Origin of the sequence: Cyclobacterium xiamenense (genome assembly GCF_042140265.1) — a bacterium.
GTDB classification, from domain to species: Bacteria; Bacteroidota; Bacteroidia; order Cytophagales; family Cyclobacteriaceae; genus Cyclobacterium; species Cyclobacterium xiamenense_A.
Map to the genome: position 1 here is coordinate 839,151 of NZ_CP159481.1, position 25,376 is coordinate 864,526.

Below are 25,376 nucleotides of genomic sequence, written 5' to 3' on the forward strand. Positions count from 1 at the left end.
GATTCATGAAATTAAGGAATAGAAGCTTTCAACACAAATTATTTTAATTCTCTGCGAACCTGTGCCACCTCGGTCGCAGATATACTGGAGGCATTGTTACCAAAGCTTTTTCGTACATAGGTTAGCACCCCAGCTACTTCTGCATCGCTCAGGAAGGAGTGAGCCGGCATGATGCCATTGTAGGCTACCCCGTTTACCTCGATTTGCCCCTCCAGGCCGTTCAGTAGTAAACCAATCAATTTACGCTTGCTTTCACCACGGTTTCCGGTTACCCATTCCGTTCCTGCCAGTGGAGGAAAACGGGTTCCATCACCTTTTCCATTTGCCTGGTGGCAGGTCGCACAATAAATGTTATAGGTCTGTGCGCCGGTTTCCAGCAACCCTTTTTCAAGATTATCCAATTCCTCGTCAGGGTCCTTGATATTGGTTCTGGTATTTTTCCGCGTTTCCAACTTTGCCAGCGCCTCGTCTCCAAACGCTGATTTATCCCCTTTGTAGAAGATCCTCCAGACTTTTCCCTGTACGCTTTCGGTCACATACAGCGAGCCGTCGGGGCCCATGGAAATCCCCATAGGGCGGGCAGCTGCATCCCCGGTGTTGACGATCGTGTCCAATTGAGCGAATCCGTCTGCAAATACTTCCCAGGGGCCGGATGGTTTACCGTCTGCAAAGGGAACAAACCCTACGAAATATCCGCCTTGAGGATACGGTCCCCGGATGGTACTGCCGTGAAAGGCGATAAAAGCTCCGTTTTTATACCTCTCGGGAAATTGATCGCCCTGGTAAAAGTACAGGTCATTTGGTGCGAAATGTCCAGGGAAACCCAATAGGGGCGCTTCCACGGCATCCGCTCCCGTGTCTTTTTCTTTGTCACCGCCGTATTCGGGATTCAGCAATTTTTTTTCGCGCATGTGATCGTAGTAGTAGTACGGCCAACCGCCATCGGTACCGTCCTCCACCTTGAAAAACTCCTCGGAGGGAAGCAGGGCGGACTCCCATCGGGAATACATCTCCGGCCAGGTTCGGTGTAGGTTGTCCCTTCCGTGCTGAACGACATACAGACTGTTTTCTTCCTTGTTCCAGTCCATGGCCACTACACTTCGGATCCCTGTGGCATACCGGTATCCATCCTGTTGGGTTTGGTTGAGTTTGTTTGCGTCGAACCGCCAGATTCCACCGTGCCATTCCAGCTGCGGGCAGGGGTCCATACCCGGTGCTCCGGGTCGACGGTTAAACTCCTGGCAGACATCTCCAGGTGAGCCAAACGGGACGTACATATTACCTTCTCCGTCAAAAGCGATGGGTTTGGCGATGTGTTCGTAGCCATACTCGGCATTTTTATAGTCGTCTTTCATTATTAATTCTACCTCTCCTTCCGGCACCAATTTTTCCGGGTCCAACCGGGTCCGGTACACCTCACCTGCCGTACTGAAGTAAAGGTAGCCGTTGTAAATTTCCATGCCCGTTCCGTAATTTCCTGTATCTGGGTAGTCCCCAAAGGTCTCTATCAGGTCGGCTTTCCCGTTGGCATCGGTGTCCCGCAAGGCAACGATACCTTGCCCTTGCTCGTTGGGAACCCGAAGTTTCACGTAGATGTCGCCATTGTCGTTTACCGTAAGGTGGCGGGCCCGGCCGATGCTATCCACAACCACTACGGCTTCAAAGCCATCGGGAAGGAATAATCCGCCATTATCCGGATCGGCCTCGGGAAGGCTGTTGCCAGGCTGGCAGGCACTGTTGAGAAGAAATAGCGTCCATAGGAGTACCCATGGACTTGAAAGCGTTTTGAAATTCACTGTTCGTTTCATTGTAATCCAATCAAATGAGGTACGATTGATCATGTTTTGGTGTGACATTCGAAAATCACACGGTTAGGCTGCTTGAGCAGTGGGCTGATTCCCCCGCCTTCGAGGCTTTCTTCCCGCTGGGGTACTCCCTTTACGTATACTTTCCTATCTTTTTCACTGGCGATTCTCCTACTGAATACGACCGGGCTTTGTTCTGGGTGATGGTGCTTTTAAGGCAGTAAGTTAAGTGGAATTCATAAAATACACATAAAATAAATGTGCAATACCAAAAAAAATTACGTAAGTGGAGAAAGCTTGACAGAAATGGCGAGTGGCCCGCAAGGAATGCAAATGCCTCTTATGGCAAAAACCAGATCCAGCCTGCCCGCTTCACTTTTTCTCGAAAATGGCCATCAAGCCACGTGCGTCAACGAGAGCAAATATTCTTTGATATCCTTCAAGTAATGCATGATGTGCACATTGGCAGGTATTTCCAAGTCTTGACCAATAATCTGGTATCCGGAAACCAGGATTTCTGCCTCGCTAAACCGCTTGGATAAGTAATCCAGGTAGTCCTGCACCTGCGGACCGGAAGGGGAAGTAGTAATCACGGTCACGAGGTAATCCGGTTTGTGTGCGGCATAGACGCTGTTCAGGTCTTCTCTGGGAGTATTTTGTCCCAGATAGATGACCTTATGGCCACTTGATTTTAGAAGGTAACAAGAAAAAAGCAGGGAGATTTCGTGAAGTTCACCCTCGGGTAGAAAAAGAAGAAATTTCTTACCACCCCCCGTGTACAGTTGTCCGTCAATGGCAACGATTAGTTTTTGCCTCACCAGGTTGCTAATGAAATGCTCCTGCCCAGGATGGATACTACCGGTCTGCCACAACACACCAATTTTTGACAGAAAGGGATAAATAATATTCAACATCGACATTTCGAACCCTATTTTCAAAATGTTCGTCGATATTATTTTTTCAAATCGGTCTTCGTCCAGCTCTACCATGGCGATAATCAGCGAGTGAATTTGATCATCGTAGGCAAAAGACCGATCGGTAAGCTTTAGGACTTCCGCCTTCATGTCCTCAACATTCATTTTCGCAATCTTGCTAATCTTGAAGCCATTGTCATTCAACAGCGCCACATTTAGAATAAGCTTTAAATCCTCGTCGTCGTAAAACCGAATGTTTGTCTCTGTACGTTTGGGTTTGAGAAGGTTGTACCGTTGCTCCCATATGCGCAATGTATGGGCCTTGATCCCGGACAACTGTTCCAGATCCTTTATGGAGTAATTACTCATTTCGATTTTTCTTTAAAGTATTTAAAAGGAACGATAAATAATCCAAAAGCTACCGACCCATCCCGTTCCCGGGTAGAATGGTGTGCCTGGTGAGCCTTAAAAATTCCTGCCAAATACCCTTTTTTAGGTTTTTTGAAGAATTTCATCCTTCGGTGAATCAATACGTCGTGTAAAAAAAAATAGCTCATTCCATACAAACTGATACCAATCCCCATCCAAAAACGGTAATCGAGGGCCTCTACTCCCAAAAAAATCAGGACAACTGCGATGCTCCCAAAGAGCAGAGAAAAAAGATCATTCCACTCAAAATAGCCCTTGGTGTGTACGTGATGGGTCCGATGGATTTTCCACAACGGACCGTGCATCAGGTACTTGTGGATGAACCAGCCGGAAAACTCCATCGATAAAAACCCAGCAGTTATGTAAAGCAATGCGTAAATCATCATTCAGGTAACTTTAATGGGATTAAAATGTTTTTTTAATCAAAGAATAATTGCCAAAACGAAAAAAAACAGGAGTAAATTAATGAACACGAAGAAGTTCAGTTTATTGTCTCTGGGAAAGGTTAATTTTCGATACAGCATCTGGATCACAAAGGCAATAAAAAACCAACTCAAATAGTTCGACAAAGGGATGCCTCCTGTTTCCCATTGCCAAAAATCCAGCTTGATGGCCACGGGCTCCATGCTCAAGTCCATTGCCACCATCAATACAGCGCCGGCAAGGGCTGCTAAAATATCGTTTTCCAGGATTCGGTACCAAACCCCGCCAGTCACATAAACCATTAGAAACCAATTCACCCCAATCATCACTGGGACACCCAGGATTTTTGGACCAAGCACCGGTCCGTAGTGATACTCTCCAAAAATGAGGCCGGTGTTGACACCGACAATCTCGGTCACCATGCCGATTGCAAAAGCACTGAAAGCAAAAACCAGAAAATGCCGATTGAATCCCGTATGAAAGACCAGCAACAGCCCTGTCACCAGCACCAGGTGCAGGGGAGTGACCAACTGAAAGAAGGGGCGGCTTGCCTCCCAGTAGAGTCCGGCGATGCCTACCAGATGCAAAATCAGCACAACGCCTTTGGCGATGGTCACCTTATGATTCTTTATCAACTCCGCTGCACTTGGCGGTTTGCTCCCGGTCATCGATGTCATTTTCGGTACAGTTTTGGTACGATCTTTTACTAAAGATTTTTTTTATATTTTTGTTTCGTTTACCAAACGGCTATACTCAAACGGAACGTACCCGGCAAATCTAATAAAAATCAGTTAAACCCATGATACTATATACCATCACCATTAATATTGACAGTGAGCGGGAAGCCGAATTTGTGGAATGGATGAAGTACGAATACCTGCCACGAGTGATGCAGACCGGATTATTTTTTGAAAAACGTTTTTTCAGGCTTTTGCAGGAGGACAATGGAGACGGCGTGAATTTTTCCGCCCAATTTTTTGCAGAAAGTATGGAGGAGTTGGAGTTTTACCAGCAAAGATACAGTGGCGTGATAGGGGAGGCCCTGAAAGAGAAGTTTGGAAGCCAGTATGTATCCTTTCGATCGGTATTGGAATCGGTGGATTAACGGCCATTGGCTCAAGAGCCAGTTCGTAGCAAAAGCGTTCCTTTTCGTTTGATGATCAACAACCCAAAGAAATCATTTATCAGCGATTTGCATCTGTTTTCGGCAAATTGCGCCCGCGAAGGGCTGTCGTACAACAGTGTCATGCGAAGCATGGCTTTTACATAGGCTTCTTCCTGTCCCAGTTTTCGAAGCCAATGGCGTAAGCAATCCGACCAGTCTTCCTGGTATTTCTCGAAATGGCTCTTTCCGTCAAACAATAGCTCTAACTGATTGGATCCATAGCGGAAACGATAGATCCCCGCAAGTTGTCTGTAAATGACCTGCAGGTACATTGCTGGAAATTTGGGCTGTTGAAGAATCTGCAGATAGGTATCGTCCTGCAATTGGAGTGGATTGAAGAGACGGGTGAAGGATACTTTTACCTCCTCTACCATGAGCACCATCATCTCCGCTTCCATGGCCGCCTGGGCTTGTTGGAGGATGTAATTTTTATCTAACGGAAACAGCTTTTTGGCCATAATTTACCTTTCAAGACGCAAGTTAAATAAAACGAATGAATTTTGTAAATCAAAGGCACAATAGCTACTGCCTCCGACGCATTAAAATGTACAAAAAGGGAGGACGACGCAACGAAAGTACGTCGTCCTCCCAATGCATTCGCTATCTGGCTGAGGCACTGTTGATGGTTTGACCGAAAAACACGGCATTTAGGAAAAGCTTGTTGGTACCAAACCAGAAAGCCCTGAAATTCGGATTATCCACAAACCCGATGATTCGCCCCTGACCTTTGGAGGAGACCTGTATCACGCCTTTTTTCTTTATCAATTCCAGGTTTTCAGGGTGCACGTACCCGTTTGCCAGGGGATTTTCGGTATATACCAAGGGATTCGCATACGGATTTTCCGAGAGTTTCAGAAACTGGTTACCCGATTTAAAAACACGAAGATCCTCAGAAGGGTACCCGTATCCTATTGGATGTGTGGTATCCAGTTTGGCGTTAAAAATAGCTCCCCCGGTAACTTTGGCTCCACGCTCGTTTATCAAATCTGCGTAGGGCTTTTGGTCGGCGCCTGTTGCCTTCTCGGGCGTTTCAAAAGAAAAGTCCGCCAATTCATTGGCGGCCAGCCAATTCAGGGCAGTACCTCGGGCGATCAGTGTTCCTCCATTTTCCAGCCATGTCTTTAGCTTGCTAAGGCCTGCTTTCCCGACCCTCGAATAGTTCCCGGTTGGCAGGATGAGTACGTTGTATCGATTTAAGTCCGCTCCGGATAGGTCGCCGGCAGACATCAAGGTGATGGGTATCTCCATGCGCTGATCAAACAGATGCCAGATTTCCCCAGCATCTGCACTGCCGATTCCTTCGTCGATGAGAAGCGCGATGTTGGGCTGCTTGAGTACATCTATACTCGGCGAGCCAAGATTAATGCCAGAAGTATACCCTGTGGATAATGCATGAATGTTGATTGCGTTCGTTGACGCTACCTGCCTCAAATCCTCATATAGGGCCTCATCCGTGGCATTGGAATTGCCTTTTTCGATCAGGATGGTGCCGCGGTTGAATAGTTTTCCAAGTTGGTTCTGAAAAGCTTTGTGGGCCACACGCACCTGGTATCCTTTTTCCATCAATTGGTACACGGCTCTGGGGGCATAGTACCCCTGCCATTCGATGGCATAGCTGTAAGCCCCTGCCGCTCCGAGTACCTTTCCCGGTCGGAAGGCCAACCCCTTACTGACATCTTCTACCTTTGCAAGATTCAGGATCCGGCTGCTAAGCGCCATGTAATCCAAATTAAAAGCCATGGGCATGTTCCAGGTAGATACGTCGTAGAAAAGGCTGTCCTGAAACTCCGTTCGGGTTTCAAACATGGATTTAATCAGTTTGTATTGAGGCTGGTCCAATGGCACGATGAAAGAGCTCCCGGAAGAAAAAGGCACTCTATTCAGGCTTACGTCTTCTTCCAGGCTATACAACTGTATGTCGTGCTGGAGCAGGATATCGGCAAGGTGGTAGGATCGGGCATAATCTTCAGTTGCTCCAAAAATGTAGGCTTTGTCATCATCTTCAGCATAGGCTGCCTTGGATTCTTTGTAAAAATCCACCATGTATTGATTGAGTTCTACCCGCATGTCCCGTGCAGCCTCAAAAGAAGAAAGGGCAGTTGTAAATTGGTTGCGTATGGTAAATGGAAAGCTGATTTTTCCGAAAACATTTTCCTGAAGGTGTCCCCGGGATGAGGCTTGTTCAAATAAAATGCCAACGGCTCCCTGTATATCGGGGTAAGTGGATCCTTTTCCATAATAGTAATCGTCAAAGCTCTCTCGTGTGTAATACAATGATCCAATCTCATCCAGCAACCGGGCGTGGTACCCGGCGATTTTTTCGGTTAGCTCAAAATTCTTTTTGGGGGTAAGCGGGTTGTTTCGGCTTGGAATGCCTGGTTGAAAGAAAAAGGTATTGTCGGTTCCCATCTCATGAAAATCGAGCACAATATTGGGAAGCCAGGCCTGAATCTGGCTGATTCTTCCTCTTGATTCCGGGTGCTGTACCGGTAGCCAATCCCGGTTTAAATCAAACCAATAATGGTTGGTTCGACCCCTGGGCCAGGCTTCGTTCAATTCCCGGTTTGCCGGATCGCCGTTTGGATGATAACTTTTGTGACTGTTGACCCAGGAAGCAAATCGGTTGATACCGTCCGGATTGATGGCTGGATCAATCAGAAGGACGATATTTTCCAGGTCTTTTTCGATTTCTTTGGCTGCGGCGAAATGATAGGCAGACAATAAAGAGGCGTTCACTCCAGAGGGTTCGTTTCCATGCACCGAGTGACCCATGTACATGACAACGGGCATTTGATTGGGCTTGGCGCTGCCGTTTCGCAATCCAGCCCGGCTTGATTTTATCTCCTCTATCTTGCCGATATTTTCAGGAGAGGAGACGATCAGCATCAGCAAGGGCCGCTTCTCGTAGCTGCGCCCGTATTCGACGAGCGTTGCCCGGGGCGAACTGGCGGCAATCGCCTGGTAATACTGAACGACCTGGGAGTGGTTTGCATGCCATTCTCCTACTTCGAAACCCAAAATAGAAGAGGGTTCAGGGATACCGGGATTATAGCTGAATGTATCCGGCAGGTAGTAGTCCAGATTTACTTCCTCCTGAGCCCAACCGATGGAAAAAGACAGAACTACGAGGATGCTTGACAAAAAGATTTTCATGGCAGTGTAATTTGTTCGGAGTAACGGAAGAAATCCGATGAAAATAATGGAATTAATTAATAACGAGAAGAACTTCTATCATTTCTTTTCAAAAAGGTCGGTCAACGCCAGGTGGAGGTCACCAAAGTTAAATTGGAATCCGGTTCCTTCCATTTTTTCGGAGCTGACCCGATTTCCACCCAACACCATTTGTGCCATCTCCCCCAGCGCCAGTTTTAAAGCGAAACCGGGTACACCCATGTTCAAAAAGGGTTTCCCGCTTAGTTTGGCTGCTTTTCGGATAAGTACACGGTTAGTCACTGGCACCGGGCCAACGGCATTGTACAATCCCGAAATCCCCTGATTTTCCAGGGCATGCACAAACATCCGGGAGACATCTTCCAGGTGGATCCAACTCATGTATTGGTTTCCCGAACCCAGTGGAGCGGTCACGGGAGGCTTAAGCAGTTCCGCGAGTGCCCCACCGTCTTTGGCCAAAACAATCCCTACCCGCAGCAGTACCGTTCGGATTTTCAAATCCTGTATTCTTTCGGAAGCGGCTTCCCACTTTCGTACCACTTCAGCCAGGAAGTCATTGCCTGGTGGATCTCCCTCAAAGACCAGTTTGTCTCCTGTATTAAATCCATAATAGCCTATGGCGCTGGAACTTATAAACGCCTTGGGTTTGTCCCGGACCTTTTGAAGTTCCTGGTAAAGTAAGGTGCTGCCGTCCACTCGGCTGTCCAGTATTTCTTTTTTCCGACGAACGGTCCAGCGTTTGTCAGCCACCCCAGCGCCGGCCAGGTGAATGATGCCATCTGCCCAATAAAGGGCCTCCTGGTCAAGCATCCCTTTTTCCGGATCCCAAAAAAAAGACGTTTGGGCCTTGTTTTTGGGGCTTCGGCTTAGCCAGGCTACTTCCTTTCCTTCGTCCTGTAGCAGTTTTGTGATGGACTTGCCAATTAAACCGGACCCGCCGGTAATCAATACGTGTTGCATCATTTTTTCATCTGTAATTCAGCCTATCTGAAAGCACCTTCTATCAAAAAGCATTCCAGCCGCGTACTTGCATCGAATACCTTTCGACTTCCCTTTATCAAACAGGCCACCGTTTACCGGAAGCCGGTGCCTGGTTTCGGGTGCCAACCATCCCATGTAAACATTTCTGGGCGAATAGCTGCTTCGAATATAATTAAATTCTTTTTCTATATTTGTGCCACTGGGTAATGGGGTTCTGTCCGAACCGGCGACCTTACCAAAAAGGTTTCCCGTTTTACACCGCTGTTCGTTCCAGCAAATGACTCCTGCTTACCTGTCTGGGCTGATCCCCGATGGGCGTCGGAAATGTCCAGGATTTACCGATTGTTTTTTATGTTGAAGAGGAACATCCCCCTGCTGGCGCTCAAGAAATTTCTTTTTCGGGAATTGCTACCCAGTCTGCAGTTCACCGGGCGTTGGTTGCTATTAGCAGCTGGGGTAGGCTTGCTCGTGGGGACGGCTTCTGCTTTTTTTCTCGAATCGTTGGATTGGGTTACTCGGTATCGGGAAACACACCGCTGGATCATTGGTCTTCTGCCGCTTGGTGGGTTTTTTATTGGTTGGATGTATCACAAATACGGGGCAGCTGTTGTCAAAGGAAATAATCAATTGCTGGAGGAGTTTTACAATCCGCTTCGGGTCATTCCCCTACGGATGGCGCCGTTGGTGCTAGCCGGCACCCTTTTGACCCATTTTTTTGGAGGTTCAGCCGGTCGGGAAGGTACCGCTGTGCAAATGGGCGGCGCCATAGCCGATCAATTCACGAAACGATTCAAACTCCCGGTATCCGATAGGAAAATCATCCTGACGGTTGGTGTAGCGGCAGGGTTTTCTTCCGTTTTTGGCACTCCTTTGGCAGGGGCAATCTTTGCTCTGGAATGGTTGGTGATAGGTAGACTAAGGTACGAGTCGATTGTGCCGGCTTTTTTTGCTGCCTATCTGGCGCATTATGCCTGTAGCGGTTTGTGGGAAGTTCACCATACTGCGTATTTCATACCCACGGTCCCCGAGGCGGATGTACGGTCATTTTTATGGGTGATTCCGGCCGGAATCTGTTTTGGATTGGCGGGCAGACTGTTTGCCAAGGTTACCCATTTTTGGACTCGGTTGTTTTCCAACCACATCGCTTACCCCCCACTTCGTCCAGCCATCGGTGGATTGGTAATTGCGCTTTTGGTTTACCTGATGGGTACCACCAAGTACATAGGTTTGGGGATCCCTACCATCGTGGATGCTTTTTCCGAAAGTTTGCCTTCCTACGATTTTTTGGTAAAACTGATGAAGACGGCCATCACCCTCGGCTCTGGATTCAAGGGAGGGGAGGTAACCCCCTTGTTTTACATCGGTGCTACCTTGGGGAATGCCCTATCGATGGCTATTCCGCTGCCAGTAGCGTTACTGGCTGGAATGGGGTTTGTCGGTGTCTTTTCCGGAGCCACCAATACGCCCCTGGCCTGTACGTTAATGGGCATAGAATTGTTTGGTGCCGAATCGGGCTTGTTCATCGGGCTAACCTGCGTAATTGCCTACTTGTTCAGTGGTCATTCGAGCATCTATCGCGCACAGGTAATTGGTAGTCCGAAGCAGCAGCGGTCCGCTCGCCATAAAGGAAAACGAGTGGGATGATTATAAGCCAATGTTTTCAGACTAAAATTGGGTTTCCCGGTGATCTTTCCCCTGTTTAGGAAATTTTTATAAAAAAACTGTGCTGTTGGCACAACAAAACCACAAGTTAATTCGTCTTCAACTTAACTTAATTTCTGGAAAAGAATATGAAGACTATTACAGCCATGCGTAAAGCAATTGGGGTATTTCAATCGTACGGCATCCCGCTTACCGGTAAAAAGAAAGCTGCCAATTTCTACAACGACCTTCGGATGGATAAAATTTTTGTATCCGGATTGATCTTTGAGTTGGAATACGAATTGAAAAAGGAATTGGAGGACGAAAAGATCGCCCGGATTCAAACACCTTCTGAACTAATCAATTCCCTCTTGCAAGCCTCCTAGGGGTAAGAACTGCCGTACAGGTTGAATGCTGCGCATTGATTTTTTTTGCGATTAGCTAAACCGCCGATGGCGTTGACTGGCTTTTTAGTGCGGCGAGTGCCCGGAGCCGTTCTTTTTTACCTGTATTGTAAGGAACCGTTTCCAACCAAGCGGAGGGCCCGGCTTCAAATGCTGTTCGTGTCAATTTTTTTTCTTTTCTGACGAATCGTTTGTGTTTGGTAGATTTTTGTTTTCGGAGCAATCGATGCTTCGCTCCGCTTAGGATATGTCCCCGCGATGAGCCAAAACTACCAATGATTTCCGGGGAAAATTTGTGTCAGCTGACAGAATTTCGAAAGACTTACAATCAATAATCGTGGCGTCCTGTTTGATTCCAGAGGGAATTTTCTTTTATTTATAGCCATGCTAGTTTTACTTAATCAATCAAATAAACCCAAATAATGACACAAAGAAGGGACTTTATCAAAAAATCAATTTTCGGTGCAGGTGGCTTGACCATAGGTGCCATGGGATTCAACGCCAAATCCTACGCTGCCATCATGGGAGCGAACGAGCGGCTGCGCATTGCGGTATGTGGGGTAAACGGCCGGGGTAAAACCCATATTCGGGAATTTTCGGAACACAAAGACTCCGAGATCGTATACCTGGTAGACCCGGACAGTCATGTGTTGAACGAACGTTTGCAGAGTCTTCGGGACGGTTCTACGCCGAGTAACCGGGCCAAAGGAGAAAAGGATGTGCGCCGGGTGCTAGACAGTAAAGAGATAGATGCAATCAGTGTGGCTACCCCCAATAACTGGCATTCGCTGATGGTCGTGTGGGCCGCACAGGCCGGTAAGCATTGCTACGTAGAAAAGCCCGCCAGTCACGATGTAAAGGAAGGCCGGATCGCCCTGGCAGCCGCACAGAAATACGGCATTGTGGTGCAGCATGGAACCCAACGCCGTAGCAGCGATAACTGGGCCAAACAAATTGGCGAAATAAAATCGGGAAAATACGGAAAGATGAAAGTGTCCCACGGCTTCGCGTGTAAACCCAGAGCCGGAATTGGGTACAAGCCGGTTACCAATCCACCGGAACACCTCGACTGGAATTTATGGAAAGGACCTTCGGTGATTGACGGCTACCACGAAAACCTGGTGCATTACAACTGGCATTGGTTTTGGCAAGTTGGTAACGGTGAATTAAACAATCAGGGAACCCATCAACTGGACGTGGCTTATTGGGCATTGGACGATGAGGTGGCCAACACGCATCCCAAGCGCGTCATGGCGTTGGGGGGTCGTTTCAAATGGGACGATCAAGGTGAAACGCCGAATACCATGTTTGCCCTGGCTGAATTTGCAAACGGGCAATACGTTTTTTTCAATGTCAGAAACGTGGACCACGAAGGCTACCAGCGAGAGGTAACGAATCGGTTTTATTTTGAGGACGGTGGACGATTGATGGAAGGAGGAGACTATACCTCCCATCAGGGAAGTCAGCCCAGAAACATCGATGCCAAACCCGTAAAAATCACCCCGGGAGGTGCTTTTGGAAGTTTTGTGGCAGCCTGCAAAGCGAATGACCCCATGATGGCTAACGGAAACATGTACGATGCACACTACAGTTGTACCATGGGCCATTTGATGAATATATCGTATCGATTGGGCGAAAAGGTACCGTTCAATGCAAAAGCGGGTCGTTTTGGTGACAACCAGTTGGCATTTGAAGAATTCATGAAAATCCATGAAATAGCCAGAGACGGAATGGGTGTGCCGGTGGATCAGGCGGACTATATCGTTGGCCCCTGGTTGGAATTCGACGGAGAGGCGGAGCATTTCGTCGGCGAAAAGTCGGTGGAGGCCAACCGCCTGCTGTACGATCCGCGGAGGGCTGAGTTTGACCTTCCCTCACCGGATGCTGTCTAAGAACAAGCCTGGTTTTCCGGTTCGGAAAAAGGGAATGCGATAATCTGGGAGTCGTTAGTCCGGCTCAGCGGCTCCATCAAGATAAAAACAGTTTTCGTGCTTTTGCATTCCGATTTTGGGATAGTATCCGGTAGCTTTTGGTGCCGACAGAAGGATAAGCTTTGCCAGGGGATAGGCAGCACTGGTCCGTTGGACCAATGTTTTTCCTATCCCCTGGTTTTGGTAGTTCCGATGCACAGCCAAATCCGATAAATACGTACAGAAAGCCTTATCTGTAATGGAACGGGCCAGACCCACCAGCTGTCCTTCTGCCCGGGCGGTTAGAATCAGGTTGGCCTCTCGAAGCATGACTTCCAATCTCTGTAAATCGGAGATTGGTCTCCGTTCGCCCAGGGTGGACGCAATGAGTAATTCCTTAAACTCCGAAACGGATAAATCGTTTTCCTGCTGATAGATAATCGGTTGCACCTTCTTTGATTGACGTTAGATGATTTGTTTTACCTATCAAAGGTAAACATAATTTTATTTTTAATTTTTCGAGAAAAACCAATATCTTGCATCTAGCGAATGGCAAATCCAACATCCATAACCAAAACCTACAAACCATGAAGAGCAGAAGAAATTTTTTACAAAAACTGACCCTATCTGCGGTGTCCCTGCCGCTTATTCCGCGATTGGAAACCAACACATTTTTTGGGTTGGGGAATGAAAAAAGACAGGATACGGTATTGCGTGTGGCCATCATGGGACTTGGGGGCTATGGTACGAGGGTGGCTGAGGCGATGCGGGATAGTAAAAAGGCAAAGCTGGTGGGGGTGATAAGTGGTACTCCCTCCAAAATCACTGCCTGGCAAAACAAATACAACATACCGGCAAAAAACTGCTACAACTACGAAAATTTCGATGCCATCAAGGACAACCCGGACATTGATGCGGTGTATATCATCACACCCAACTCCCTGCATCATCCACAGACCTTACGGGTGGCTGCTGCGGGAAAACACGTGATTTGCGAGAAACCTATGGCCCTCAATGCCCGGGAGGGCAGGGAGATGGTTGCCGCCTGCAAAAAGGCAGGTGTGCACCTGCTGGTAGGATACCGCATGCACTTTGAGGCGAATACGCTGGAGGTCATTCGGATGCGGGAAGCAGGAGCATTCGGTGCCATCAAATTTTTTCAGGGTCTGAGCGGTTTCAAAATCGGAGATCCTACCCAATGGCGACTGAACAAAGAGCTTGCAGGTGGTGGGGCAATGATGGATATTGGCATATACTCCGTGAATGGAGCCCGGTACATGGTGGGCAAAGAACCGATCTGGGTGACAGCCCAGGAGACCAAGACCGATCCGGTTAAATTCAAAGAGGGCGTTGACGAAACCATTTTGTTTCAGTTCGGATTTCCCGAGGGCATCGTGGCTTCCTGTCTGTCCACGTACAGTATGGGCAATCTGGACCGGTTTTTTCTGAACGGCACCCAGGGTTTTGCTGAAATGCAGCCTTCCACAGGCTATGGTCCGATCAAGGGGAAAACTCACAAAGGTCCCCTGGACAATCCGCACATCACCCATCAAACGGTCCAAATGGACCGTATGGCGGAGATCATTTTGGAAGGAAAACGTGCCGAGGTACCCGTTGATGGAGAGGAAGGCCTCAAAGACCTGATCATCATTGATACCATCTACAAGGCCGTAGCTTCCGGGAAAAAAGAGCCCATCGATCTCGGCTAATCCAATGCTTTCCTCCTGTTTTTAGCTCTTTTTTCCCAAAAATGAACAACCCGTAGGCTCGCGGATGGGCCGAAACGAAACTTTTCCCCTTAGTCAATCGGCGTCAGCCGGATGGTTCGCAGATCAAGTAACGGGCCTTTTTCATCCGGATTGGCAGACCGAAACGTAAGTCGCTGGTATCCCTTTTCCAGGCGGAGGGTACCGAGTGCGCGTTTGTTTAAAGGTTTCCCAAGATCCCGATCGCTCTACCCGGCCGCGCAATTGTTGTCCCGCAACGGAGAGTAGGTATTCTTTTCCGGCTTCCTCGTCGGAGACCGACCAGTCCAACCAGACTTGATAGATGGCCGTTTCGGGCACCTCTAATTCCCAGGTCACCTGGTCCTTTTCGGTAAACCACCCGAAAGCATTCCATTCCGGCATGTATTGAATGTCGGGGCCGCTTCCTTTTCCTTTTTCTGCGGTTAGCCGCAGACGACCGCTTGGGTCTGCCCGCACCAGACCGGGCTGATTGATGGTATCCAGCATGCTTTCGCGGGTGGCTTTCACGTATTGAGCCACGGTTCCTATGGGGGCCACCCATATTTCATTGGCCGGATCGTTGACGTACCTTGCCAGCTTTTCCAAAAATTCAAGGCGAGTCGTTTGAGAGCCGGAAGTTCCCGTTTCGTGGCCTGCCAGAATCAGCCAGTGGCCGTTTGCTGAACTTTGCTCAATCATTGGGAGCAGGGATTCAAAATCGGTGTCGTCCATTTGTACGCCCGGTAATTGGGCCAGGTCAGCATACCAGGGATCGGCCGCTGCCTCGTCCAGCCATCCCCGTCCTGCCAGAAATTTTTCAGAAATCAGCGGTACCAAACTCTGGGTATGTATACCTCTACCGACAAACTTCTGTCCGCAGGGATAGGCATATACTGCGGGCACTACCCCCAGTCGCTCATAGACAGCCTGGTTAGCTTGCATCAATTCCATTTCCATTCGGTCCAGGGTATAGTCCTCGAGGGCCCGGTCCCTGGACCATGTAAAGTTGCCGCTGCAAGGATGCACGTACGAGTGATTGGCCATTTCGTGCCCCTGTTCCACCGCCATCCTCCAACCGACCAAATCGGAGGAAAGGGCCTCCGGAAGGACGAAAAAGGTCGCTTTTATATCGTACTTGTTCAATAAGGGGATGCCTGTTTTTGGGTTACTTGCCCTGGCATCGTCAAAGCTCAGGCTTAGCGCCATTTTTTTCCCTCCCGGCCAGGGGAAGGGCATGTCCTGTGCCCGGGCATTCGGGAGGACGAGCGCAAAGGAAAACAAGTAGGCGAGCAAAATTTTCGTTGACTGGTGCATTTTTTCATTGGGTTTATGGGTTAAAAATAACATATTTTTCTATCAAACCCTTGCTTCGTGTCCGCAAAGCCCGATTGGATTTTTTTCGCCGCGGAGGATTCCATTACTTTATCAACAGAATAGCTGAGGAAGTCAGAGAATTGGTTTAATTTTGGGAGCATAAAATCGAATCCAACGTGTATAAGTACTTTATCAAGCCCTTTTTATTTCTTAAAGACCCTGAGGCCGCACATCAGTTTACCTTTTCCTGGATCAAAAGGTTTTTTAACCTGCCAGTGCTTCAATCCCTCATTAAATCTGGCTTTGCGTACGAGCACCCTGTTTTGGAGCGAACGGTTTTTGGCTTGACGTTTAGTAATCCCATAGGGCTGGCAGCAGGCTTTGACAAAGATGCCAGTTTGATAGACGAGATGTCCTTGTTGGGATTTGGTTTTATCGAAATCGGGACCCTGACACCGCGTCCACAAGCGGGGAATCCAAAACCGCGGTTATTTCGCCTTCCCAAAGACCAGGCATTAATCAATCGAATGGGCTTCAATAACGGGGGCGTTACCGCAGCCGTGGAGCGGTTGAAAAAAAGAAAGACCCGGGTTCTGATTGGAGGGAACATTGGTAAAAATAAGGACACTCCAAACGAAGAGGCACTGAATGATTATTTGTACTGTCTACACGCCTTGCACCCATATGTAGACTATTTTGTGGTAAATGTGAGTTCACCGAACACCCCTGACCTTCGGAGGCTGCAAGACAAGGAACCCCTCGAAAAACTATTGACGGCGATAAAAAAAGCCATGGAGCGCTATCCGAAGACTCGACCGGTACTTTTAAAAATTGCTCCCGACCTGACAGACGGTCAATTGGACGATATCATTGCGATCGTTACCGGCACAGGCATTGACGGGGTGGTTGCCACGAATACCACCATCGACCGGCAGGGTCTGAAAACCTCTGAAGAAGAAGTAGAGAAAATGGGCGCCGGTGGATTGAGCGGAAAAGTGCTTTCCGATAGAAGCACAGAGGTGATACGTTACCTGACCAGCAAATCCGGTAATGCCTTTCCGGTTATCGGCGTGGGTGGAATTTTTTCAGATCGGGACGTACAGGAAAAGCTCGAAGCAGGGGCCAGTCTGGTGCAAGTGTACTCGGGCATGATTTATGAGGGGCCTGCGTTGGTCAAGCGTTTGAAAAAGGGGCTCGCAAAAAGGCTATCCCGGTAGCAGGTCTTTTTTATTTCTTTCGCATGCATTAACTTACAATCCGATTGTGGAGGAAAGGAATCACCATGGCTGCAAATACGTACAAGAAAAATACTTTTAAGAAGAAAGCTGCGCCCGCAGGCGGCAGCCGAAAAACCAGCCGTTCATTCAATTGGGCCCTGTTTAAAGACAAGCGCTGGAGCCTATCTTTTGGGATTTTTTTGATGATGTTTGCGGTATTCATGTTCTTCGCATTTTTGAGTTACCTGTTCGCTGGTCAAGCCGACCAAAGTCTCGTAAGCGAGTCAGGGATTCCTTTACGTACAAAAGCTGGAGAAACACAAAACCTTCTTGGCTACAGCGGTGCAGTGATGGCCCATTACATGATTTTTCGTTGGTTTGGACTGGCTGCCTTACTTTTTCCTCCCTTTTTGTTCATTTGGGGATACCGTCTATCGTTTAAATCAACCTTATTGTCCCTAAGCCGATATGCCGCATTTTCCCTCTTTTTCCTGGTCTGGCTGGGTCTACTGCTCGGTTACCTGGTGCATCTGATCGACGGGTTTCATTACCTGGGCTTTCTCAGCGGAGGGATTGGCTTCGAGTTGGCGGTTCTGGCAGATGAGCTCCTGGGGTGGGGGACCGTTATCCTAATATTCGGGTCATTGTTGATATTTGTGGTCGTTTTTTTCAATGTGGAACAAATAAACTTGTTTGGCAGCGTCGAAAAATCGGATCCTTCCGAGCGAGAGGATCCTTTGAATCTGTCGGGCAAGGAGCAGGAGGAGGTTTTGGATACGGAAATGGATGAAGCGTTTGAGGACCTTACTGAAGACGTCGACCCACAAAACAGTTGGAAGCTTTCAGAAAATGACGTCCCCGGAAACCAGAAAAACACTACAGAGGAGCCGAGCTTTAACGTAGAAGACCGGACCCAGTTCTCTGAAAGCAGTGAAGCTGAAACGCCCGATAATTTTTTTGTGGAACAGCAATCCGTCGAGGAAAAGACTGCCGACCAGGTCGTCAATTCCGACCCCTATGACCCAACGTTGGATTTACCTAGCTATAGATTTCCCACACTGGACCTACTGAACGAATACGATCAGCAAAAAGTCACCGTAAGCCGGCAGGAACTGGAGGAAAATAAAAATAAAATTGTAGAAACCCTGGTCAATTTTAAAATAGGAATTCAGGAAATCAAGGCAACCATTGGACCCACGGTCACGCTCTACGAAATCATCCCGGATCCGGGGGTTAAAATTAGTAAGATTAAAAACCTTGAAGACGACATCGCGTTGAGTCTCGCCGCCCTGGGAATGCGGATTATCGCCCCCATACCCGGTAAGGGCACCATCGGAATTGAGGTTCCGAATAAAAACCGGGAATTGGTTGCTGCCCGGTCGGTGTTGGGGACGGAAAAATTCATGAAAAGCGACAAAGAGCTTCCGGTGGCACTAGGCAAAACCATATCCAACGAGGTGTTTGTGGTAGATTTGGCAAAAATGCCCCATTTACTCATGGCCGGAGCTACCGGACAAGGGAAATCCGTTGGGTTAAACATGATACTCGCTTCGCTGATTTATAAAAAGCACCCTTCCCAGCTAAAGCTGATTTTGGTAGATCCCAAAAAGGTAGAGCTCACCTTATTTAATAAAATCGAAAGGCATTTTCTTGCCAAGCTTCCCAATGCGGAAGAAGCCATCATCACCGATACCAAGAAGGTGATTTATACGCTGAACTCCCTGTGCATCGAAATGGATAACCGGTACGATTTATTGAAAGATGCCGGGTGTAGGAATTTGAAAGAATACAATACCAAATTTGTTGGCAGAAAGTTGAATCCGGAAAAAGGGCACCAGTTTATGCCGTATATTGTACTGGTAATCGATGAATTGGCGGATTTGATGATGACTGCCGGTAAAGAGATTGAGGGGCCGATTGCCAGGCTGGCCCAACTGGCCCGTGCCATCGGGATTCACCTGGTGTTGGCTACTCAGCGGCCATCCGTCAACGTAATCACGGGAATCATCAAAGCCAATTTTCCGGCCCGTTTGTCCTTTCGGGTGACAAGTAAAATCGATAGCCGAACGATTCTGGATGCCGGAGGTGCCGAACAGCTAATCGGTATGGGGGACATGTTGCTGTCCATGGGATCGGATGTTATCCGGTTGCAATGTGCCTTCCTGGACACACCGGAAGTAGATTCCATTTGTGAATGGATAGGAGAGCAAAGAGGATATCCGGATGCCTACCTGCTTCCCGAATTTGTCGGGGAGGAAGGCGATGGGGGCATGGGTGAGGTAGACCTCTCCGAGCGGGATCCCTTGTTTGACGATGCAGCACGGTTGATTGTATTGCATCAGCAGGGGAGTACTTCACTGATTCAGAGAAAGTTAAAGCTGGGATATAACCGTGCTGGTCGAATAATCGACCAGCTGGAGGCGGCTGGTGTAGTGGGTGCATTCGAGGGAAGTAAAGCGCGAGAGGTGTTGATTCAGGACGAAAGTAGTTTGGAACAATTATTGAGCAGTCTTTAAAACAGTTAGATAGTGTAAAATGAAAAGCATAAAAACGATCGCTTTAAGCCTTGCTTTCCTTTGGTGTTTCCAGGTAGTACTGGCCCAGAACGACCCACAAGCAGTAGAAATACTAGCAGAGGTAAGTGAGAATTACCAAAAACTAAATGGGTTTTCCGCTTCTTTTGAATACACCTATTCCACCGAAGACGAGGGTTTGATCCAGACCAATACCGGTGCGGTCACTGTCAAAGGGGAAAAATACCGGCTTACACTTAATGACCAGGAAATTTTTAACGATGGCAATACGGTATGGACGCTCATAAAGTCGAGCAAGTACAAGGAAGTGACCATCAATGATGTAGAGGATGACTCTGAAGAATTGACTCCTTCCAATATCTATTCAATCTATAAGAAGGGGTACCGGGCCAGTTTGCAGGGGAGTGATCAGATAGATGGAAAGGCGGTACACGAGATTCTCCTAACCTCAGAAAAGGAGAAGGCCCAATTTGAATCCATTACTCTCTTTATAAATAAAGCAAGGCCGGAATTGTTGGCCTGGGAAATACAGGACGATATAGGAGGGAAATTTACGTACAGGTTTAAGGACGTAGATAGCTCCGTACAAATTATGGACGACTATTTTGTGTTTGATACCCAGGAAAATCCTGATGTGGAGGTAATTGATTTACGATAGTTAGTAAATCCGCAAGTGGTAGAGCGCATATTTTTTCTATTTTTGTGCCATGACTTCATCGGACATTTTTGCGGAAATTCAAAAAAAGAAATCTTTTCTCTGTGTGGGTTTGGACCCCGTCATGGAAAAAATCCCCCGGCAGCTGCTGCGCGAGGAAGATCCTGTTTTCAGCTTTAATAAAGCGATCATTGACGCGACCATAGATCAGGCAGTGGCCTATAAACCCAATCTGGCGTTTTATGAGGCATTGGGCCCTGGGGGCTGGGAAACCTTGCAAAAAACCCTCGATTACCTTCCCTCGGAGGTGTTTACCATAGCAGACGCCAAAAGAGGGGACATCGGAAATACCTCTACCCTGTATGCGAAGGCATTTTTTGAACAAATGGATTTCGACGCCCTCACCGTTGCACCGTACATGGGCGAAGACAGCGTGCGTCCCTTTCTCGGGTTCGACGGAAAATGGGTGGTGATACTGGCTCTGACCTCTAATCAGGGCAGTCAGGATTTTCAGATGATAGAAGACCCCAATGGGATGCCCCTGTATGCCGCTGTATTGGAAAAAAGCAGGGAATGGGGAACTACCCAAAATACGATGTACGTGGTAGGAGCCACGAGGGGTTCCCATATCCAGTCGGTTCGGGAGATTGTTCCCGACCATTTTCTGCTAGTGCCTGGCGTGGGTGCCCAGGGAGGGAGCTTAGAAGAGGTAGCTAAGTTTGGAATGAACTCCCAATGTGGCCTGCTTGTCAATTCCTCCCGGGGGATTTTGTATGCCTCCTCGGGTACGGACTTTGCGCTGGCGGCCAAAAAAGAGGCGCAATCCCTCCAGATTGCTATGGAAGAGCTGCTATCCAAGTACTTAGCTTGAAAATTCCTCCAAGATTTCGACCGAAAAAATAGTTTATTTCGTATCTTCATCAGGAAAACGACTTTCTTTTTCTCTATGATTCGGTTTCAGGAGGATTTTCTTCATATGGTATGGAAATACCAGTATTTTGATAAAAGAGGACTGGATACTTCCGACGGACTACCCTTGCTCGTTCAAAAGATCGGATTTCACAACCAACACGAAGGCCCCGATTTCAAAGAGTCAGAGGTCAGGATTGGAGGAATCATGTACTACGGGCACGTCGAAATCCACCTCCGTTCCTCCGATTGGAAATCCCACCAGCATCACAAAGACCCTGCATACAATAGCGTGATCCTACACGTGGTGTGGGACCACGACGAGGTAGCAACCCGTGCGGACGGCATACCCATTCCAACCCTTTCTCTACGGGGTAAAATTCCCCTGGACGTGATCAAAAACTACGAGAAATTATGGTATTCTTCGCGGAAACTCCTGTGCACCGATTCCCTGTCCGAGGTACCCGGCATATTGAAGTTTTCCATGCTTGAAAAGGCACTGGTTGAGCGCTTGCATACCAAAAGTCAGCGGGTCACCCAATTGCTCGAAGAAAACGAACAGGACTGGGAGGAGACAGCCTATCAATGGTTGTTTCATTCGTTCGGCTTTAAGACCAACGCCCGTCCCATGCTACGGCTGGCCAAAAGCCTTCCCTACGCGTTAGTGAAAAAAAATGCGGGGGATCTGTTACAGGTAGAGGCCCTGATTTTTGGGCAGGGAGACATGATTAAACCCCGCTTGCCACTTCAGGAAGACTATGAGAAACAACTAGCCAGCGAGTATGCCTACTTGAAGCAGAAATACCGATTGAAAAGCGTCGTCTTTGGTTCGGAATGGAAATTTATGAAAGTGCGGCCCAGCAATTTCCCTTCGTTTCGGCTTTCTCAACTGGCGGCACTGCTGAGTAAACGTCCCAATCTGTTTTCCACAGTTTTGTATCAGTTGGAAGACCCCGCATTTTTTCGTGAGGCTTTTTCTCTTGAGGTTAGTGATTATTGGCGGCAGCACTATGATTTTGGTAAACCGATGAAAACCAAAACTACCGGAAAACTCAGCGAAAGCGTGCTCAACCTACTGGCCATAAACTTTGTGGTCCCCCTTTGGTATGCGTACGGGGTATACGCGGGCCTTGACCAATGGCAGGAAAAATGTTTTAATTTCCTTCAGCGCTTACCTGCTGAGAAAAACAGCCGGATTGGCCTGTTTTCTGAAGTGGGTTGGCCAGCATTTCAGGCTTTTGATAGCCAGGGAATGCTGGGATTGTATACAGATTATTGTTCGAAAAGGAGGTGCCTTTCTTGCAAAATTGGTCAGAATCTTCTCCGGGGCAATTTAAGGTGATCGTTGCACGGGCGAGTAATTTCCGTTAATTTTGCCTGTCAAAACGAAGTTTCATGGAAAAACCCATCATTATCTTCGGAGCCAAAGGTATCGCCCATCCAGCTCTGGAAATTTTCAATAGCCATGATCTGGTAGTATATGGTTTTTTGGAAGAGGATGAACGCCTCCAAAAAACGCAGATCAATAATGTAGCCGTACTTGGAGGACCGGAAGACGAGGGGTTTTTAAAGTTGATTGGCAAGAAATGTGAAGCCTTCGTTGCCATCGACGATGCCCCTTACCGGGCAGCTATCGTCAAGTTATTGAACGAAAGGCGGAAAGTGCAGCCCGTCAATGCCCTGCATCGGCTTTCCTATATTTCGACCGATGCGGCGATCGGACACGGTAATTTTATCAATGCAAAAGTGACCTTGGGGGCAGGCGCCAGCCTCGGGAGCCATTGCATCATCCACACAAATGCCTCCATTGAGCACACAGCTACGGTGGGGGATTTCGTACAAATTGGGGCCGGAGCGGTGGTAAACGCAGGAGCGAGCATCGGAGACGGTGCGTTTCTCGGTTCGGGAGTAATCGTTGTGTCCGGCGTTTCCATCGGTAAGAATGCCCGTATTGGCGCCGGTTCGGTGGTCATCTCCGATGTGGAGGCGAATCAAACCGTGTTTGGAAACCCAGCGCAAGTGATCGAAAAATAACAAAAAAGCAACGCAACTATAAAAAATAACACCCTGCTTGAAACAGGGCATTGGTTATGGACTATCGAATTTTACTGTATTATTGTTATGCCCCTATCGTGGATATGGAGGCGTACCGGGACGAACACCACCTGTTTTGTGTCGAAAACAACATCCGGGGTCGAATTATCGTGTCCTCGGAAGGATTGAATGGCACGGTATCTGGCCTGAAGGAAGATTGCGACAAGTACATGGACTATGTCAGGTCCGATCCGAGGTTTGCCGATACGGAATTTAAGGTGGACAAGCATCACGAGCATGCCTTTGCAAAAATTAACGTACGCGCAAAGGAGGAAATCGTGCATTCCGGATTGCGACACATCAACCCGAGAACAAAAACAGGCAAACACCTGGAACCTAACGAATTCAAAGCCTTGAAGGATGCAGAGGATGTGGTCATTCTCGACGTACGCTCGAATTACGAACACGAGTTGGGCCATTTCAAAAATGCCATTCGGCTGGATATTGATAACTTCCGGGATTTTCCGGAAAAGGTGAAAGAACTCGCCCATCTTAAATCCAAGAAAGTCCTAACGTACTGTACCGGAGGCATCAAATGTGAAAAAGCCTCTGCATTTTTATTGGAGCAGGGCTTTGAGGATGTGTACCAACTTCATGGCGGGATTATCAAATACGGAATGGAGGCAGGAGGCGAAGACTTCGAAGGCAAATGTTATGTCTTCGACAACCGACTCGCAGTAGATGTAAATACTGTAAACCCAAAAGTTATTTCCAACTGTTTCGTGTGCGGTACGGCTTCGGACCGAATGGTCAACTGCGCAAATCCGGAATGCAATGTGCACGTGCCCATCTGCCCATCTTGTGGTTGGGAACTGGAAGGCGCCTGTTCGGAATCCTGCAAAAATCACCCTAAAAAACGGCCGTACAACGGAACTGGCTATTACCAGAAAAATACGAATGGGTACAACCCCTACAAAGGCCTTTTTCAAAAGCCCAATGCGGAAAAAATAAAATCGGCCCTCTATGGTAAATCCCCTTCCTGAGTCGGAATTTATCCTCAATCCGGATGGGAGCGTTTATCACCTAAACCTGCTGCCCGGACAGGTAGCGGAGACAGTAATCGCAGTGGGGGACCCCGATCGTGTGGCAATGATTTCAAGGCATTTTGATTCGCTGGAAGTACAGGTACGAAAACGGGAATTTGTCACCCACACCGGTTCATACAAGGGAAAGCGCCTCAGCGTGATGAGCACGGGGATCGGAACCGACAATGTGGAGATTTTTATGACCGAGCTGGACGCGCTGTTCAACGTGGATTTCCAGACCCGACTACCTAAAGAGACGGCTACACGACTCAGGATCATTCGCCTGGGAACGTCTGGAAGCATGCTTGCCAGCCTTCCGGAAGACAGCCTATTGGCTTCCTCTTCCGGCCTTGGATTGGACACATTAATGACCTTTTACAACTTGCCTCAGCACTCGGAGGAAAGGTTTGTTGCCCAGCTAACAAAAGAGCGTTTGCAGCTGCCTTTTTTGCCGTATTGCGTGAAAGGTTCAAAGGAGTTGCTCGCGAGGTTTGCGGACTTACCACAAGGAATTACGGTGACCTGTCCGGGTTTTTATGGGCCGCAGGGCAGGCGGGTTCGGCTTGCTGCCGGAACACCGGATCTTTTAATTACCCTGAGCGGTATACGCGTGGAGATGGGTGCGGTTTCCAATTTTGAAATGGAAACGGCCGGCTATTATGCCATGGGACGTTTGCTCGGGCATGACATGCTAAGCCTCAACGCCATCGTGGCAAACAGAGTTACTAATCGCGTCTCCAAAAAACCAGAAGCCCTGATCGAAAAATTGATAGCCATACTTCTGGAAAAAATTTAGCAGCCGGCTAACGACCATCCCTGGATCTACGCCTCCGTTAGCGTACTGATAATTCTCCTTATGTAAAAAATACAGGCGGTACGCGCCGTGAAATTGCCTGTATAGACATTTATTTTTTAAACATAAAATATTCTAAATGAGTTGGTTTAGTAGCGTAGAGGATAGGCTATAGGTTGATTTTGATGGCGAATCCGCTACAATTGTCTCTTTCGGTCCTTTTTGGCGCTGGCCTATACACACGCGCAGAATAGCCTTTTAGCAG

Annotated in this window: 22 protein-coding genes; 13 read left to right on the top strand and 9 right to left on the bottom strand. The window is 48.1% G+C overall.

The features are described from left to right. Positions 1 to 38: 38 nt before the first annotated feature. From ABWH99_RS03580 to ABWH99_RS03595, 4 genes are all read right to left on the bottom strand, one after another. Positions 39 to 1,808: a c-type cytochrome gene (locus ABWH99_RS03580; protein WP_375584939.1), complete on the bottom strand. Its 1,770-nt coding sequence runs from the start codon at positions 1,806 to 1,808 to the stop codon at positions 39 to 41. Positions 1,809 to 2,200: 392 nt separating this feature from the next. Further along, complete coding sequence (locus ABWH99_RS03585) at positions 2,201 to 3,088, bottom strand: MerR family transcriptional regulator (RefSeq protein WP_375584940.1); 888 nt, start codon at positions 3,086 to 3,088, stop codon at positions 2,201 to 2,203. Continuing rightward, positions 3,085 to 3,531, bottom strand: coding sequence for a sterol desaturase family protein (locus ABWH99_RS03590; protein WP_375586533.1), 447 nt, complete (start codon positions 3,529 to 3,531; stop codon positions 3,085 to 3,087). Before ABWH99_RS03590 ends, ABWH99_RS03585 begins: the two co-directional genes overlap by 4 nt. A 39-nt stretch (positions 3,532 to 3,570) precedes the next feature. Further along, positions 3,571 to 4,248 (bottom strand): carotenoid biosynthesis protein, encoded by a 678-nt coding sequence (locus ABWH99_RS03595; RefSeq protein WP_375584941.1) that lies wholly within the window; start codon positions 4,246 to 4,248, stop codon positions 3,571 to 3,573. Between the two features lie 122 nt (positions 4,249 to 4,370). On the opposite strand from ABWH99_RS03595, the gene ABWH99_RS03600 reads away from it, so the two are divergent. Continuing rightward, the gene (locus ABWH99_RS03600) at positions 4,371 to 4,676 is read left to right on the top strand and encodes a DUF4286 family protein (RefSeq protein WP_375584942.1); all 306 of its coding nucleotides are present in this window, start codon (positions 4,371 to 4,373) and stop codon (positions 4,674 to 4,676) included. An 11-nt stretch (positions 4,677 to 4,687) separates the two neighbouring features. On the opposite strand, the gene ABWH99_RS03605 is transcribed toward ABWH99_RS03600, so the two are convergent. The 3 genes from ABWH99_RS03605 to ABWH99_RS03615 all read right to left on the bottom strand — a co-directional run bounded on the left by ABWH99_RS03605 (position 4,688) and on the right by ABWH99_RS03615 (position 8,870). Next, on the bottom strand, positions 4,688 to 5,194 hold the full coding sequence (locus ABWH99_RS03605) for a hypothetical protein (protein ID WP_375584943.1): 507 nt from the start codon (positions 5,192 to 5,194) through the stop codon (positions 4,688 to 4,690). 142 nt (positions 5,195 to 5,336) lie between these two features. Next, positions 5,337 to 7,889, bottom strand: a complete 2,553-nt coding sequence (locus tag ABWH99_RS03610; RefSeq protein WP_375584944.1) for a M14 family metallopeptidase — start codon at positions 7,887 to 7,889, stop codon at positions 5,337 to 5,339. 78 nt (positions 7,890 to 7,967) lie between these two features. Continuing rightward, entirely contained in the window at positions 7,968 to 8,870 is a 903-nt protein-coding gene (locus ABWH99_RS03615; RefSeq protein WP_375584945.1) for a TIGR01777 family oxidoreductase, read from the bottom strand. 369 nt (positions 8,871 to 9,239) lie between these two features. Between ABWH99_RS03615 and ABWH99_RS03620 the strand changes: the two genes are divergently transcribed. The 3 genes from ABWH99_RS03620 to ABWH99_RS03630 all read left to right on the top strand — a co-directional run bounded on the left by ABWH99_RS03620 (position 9,240) and on the right by ABWH99_RS03630 (position 12,825). Further along, positions 9,240 to 10,532 carry a voltage-gated chloride channel family protein gene (locus tag ABWH99_RS03620; RefSeq protein WP_375584946.1) on the top strand — a complete coding sequence of 431 codons (1,293 nt, stop codon included), beginning with the start codon at positions 9,240 to 9,242 and terminating at the stop codon, positions 10,530 to 10,532. 146 nt (positions 10,533 to 10,678) lie between these two features. Beyond that, positions 10,679 to 10,915, top strand: a complete 237-nt coding sequence (locus ABWH99_RS03625) for an acyl carrier protein (protein ID WP_092172986.1) — start codon at positions 10,679 to 10,681, stop codon at positions 10,913 to 10,915. Between the two features lie 440 nt (positions 10,916 to 11,355). Then, the gene (locus ABWH99_RS03630; RefSeq protein ID WP_375584947.1) at positions 11,356 to 12,825 is read left to right on the top strand and encodes a Gfo/Idh/MocA family protein; all 1,470 of its coding nucleotides are present in this window, start codon (positions 11,356 to 11,358) and stop codon (positions 12,823 to 12,825) included. A 54-nt stretch (positions 12,826 to 12,879) separates the two neighbouring features. On the opposite strand, the gene ABWH99_RS03635 is transcribed toward ABWH99_RS03630, so the two are convergent. Then, entirely contained in the window at positions 12,880 to 13,293 is a 414-nt protein-coding gene (locus ABWH99_RS03635) for a GNAT family N-acetyltransferase (RefSeq protein ID WP_375584948.1), read from the bottom strand. A 137-nt stretch (positions 13,294 to 13,430) separates the two neighbouring features. Between ABWH99_RS03635 and ABWH99_RS03640 the strand changes: the two genes are divergently transcribed. Beyond that, positions 13,431 to 14,552: a Gfo/Idh/MocA family protein gene (locus ABWH99_RS03640; RefSeq protein ID WP_375584949.1), complete on the top strand. Its 1,122-nt coding sequence runs from the start codon at positions 13,431 to 13,433 to the stop codon at positions 14,550 to 14,552. A gap of 141 nt (positions 14,553 to 14,693) precedes the next feature. On the opposite strand, the gene ABWH99_RS03645 is transcribed toward ABWH99_RS03640, so the two are convergent. Further along, a complete protein-coding gene (locus ABWH99_RS03645; protein WP_375584950.1) occupies positions 14,694 to 15,884 on the bottom strand; it encodes a polysaccharide deacetylase family protein in 1,191 nt (396 codons plus the stop codon). A 176-nt stretch (positions 15,885 to 16,060) separates the two neighbouring features. On the opposite strand from ABWH99_RS03645, the gene ABWH99_RS03650 reads away from it, so the two are divergent. The 8 genes from ABWH99_RS03650 (at position 16,061) to ABWH99_RS03685 (ending at position 25,114) form a co-directional block, all read left to right on the top strand. Then, a complete protein-coding gene (locus ABWH99_RS03650) occupies positions 16,061 to 17,101 on the top strand; it encodes a quinone-dependent dihydroorotate dehydrogenase (protein WP_375584951.1) in 1,041 nt (346 codons plus the stop codon). Between the two features lie 65 nt (positions 17,102 to 17,166). Beyond that, positions 17,167 to 19,617 carry a DNA translocase FtsK 4TM domain-containing protein gene (locus tag ABWH99_RS03655; protein ID WP_375584952.1) on the top strand — a complete coding sequence of 817 codons (2,451 nt, stop codon included), beginning with the start codon at positions 17,167 to 17,169 and terminating at the stop codon, positions 19,615 to 19,617. A 19-nt stretch (positions 19,618 to 19,636) separates the two neighbouring features. Continuing rightward, positions 19,637 to 20,293, top strand: coding sequence for an outer membrane lipoprotein carrier protein LolA (locus ABWH99_RS03660; protein ID WP_375584953.1), 657 nt, complete (start codon positions 19,637 to 19,639; stop codon positions 20,291 to 20,293). A gap of 49 nt (positions 20,294 to 20,342) precedes the next feature. After that, a complete protein-coding gene (pyrF, locus tag ABWH99_RS03665) occupies positions 20,343 to 21,161 on the top strand; it encodes an orotidine-5'-phosphate decarboxylase (protein ID WP_375584954.1) in 819 nt (272 codons plus the stop codon). Between the two features lie 75 nt (positions 21,162 to 21,236). Further along, positions 21,237 to 22,541, top strand: coding sequence for a DUF2851 family protein (locus ABWH99_RS03670; protein WP_375584955.1), 1,305 nt, complete (start codon positions 21,237 to 21,239; stop codon positions 22,539 to 22,541). Positions 22,542 to 22,594: 53 nt separating this feature from the next. Further along, positions 22,595 to 23,233, top strand: a complete 639-nt coding sequence (locus tag ABWH99_RS03675; RefSeq protein WP_375584956.1) for a NeuD/PglB/VioB family sugar acetyltransferase — start codon at positions 22,595 to 22,597, stop codon at positions 23,231 to 23,233. A 56-nt stretch (positions 23,234 to 23,289) separates the two neighbouring features. Beyond that, entirely contained in the window at positions 23,290 to 24,276 is a 987-nt protein-coding gene (locus tag ABWH99_RS03680) for a rhodanese-related sulfurtransferase (protein WP_375584957.1), read from the top strand. Continuing rightward, positions 24,257 to 25,114 carry a nucleoside phosphorylase gene (locus tag ABWH99_RS03685; RefSeq protein ID WP_375584958.1) on the top strand — a complete coding sequence of 286 codons (858 nt, stop codon included), beginning with the start codon at positions 24,257 to 24,259 and terminating at the stop codon, positions 25,112 to 25,114. Before ABWH99_RS03680 ends, ABWH99_RS03685 begins: the two co-directional genes overlap by 20 nt. Positions 25,115 to 25,376 lie beyond the last annotated feature (262 nt).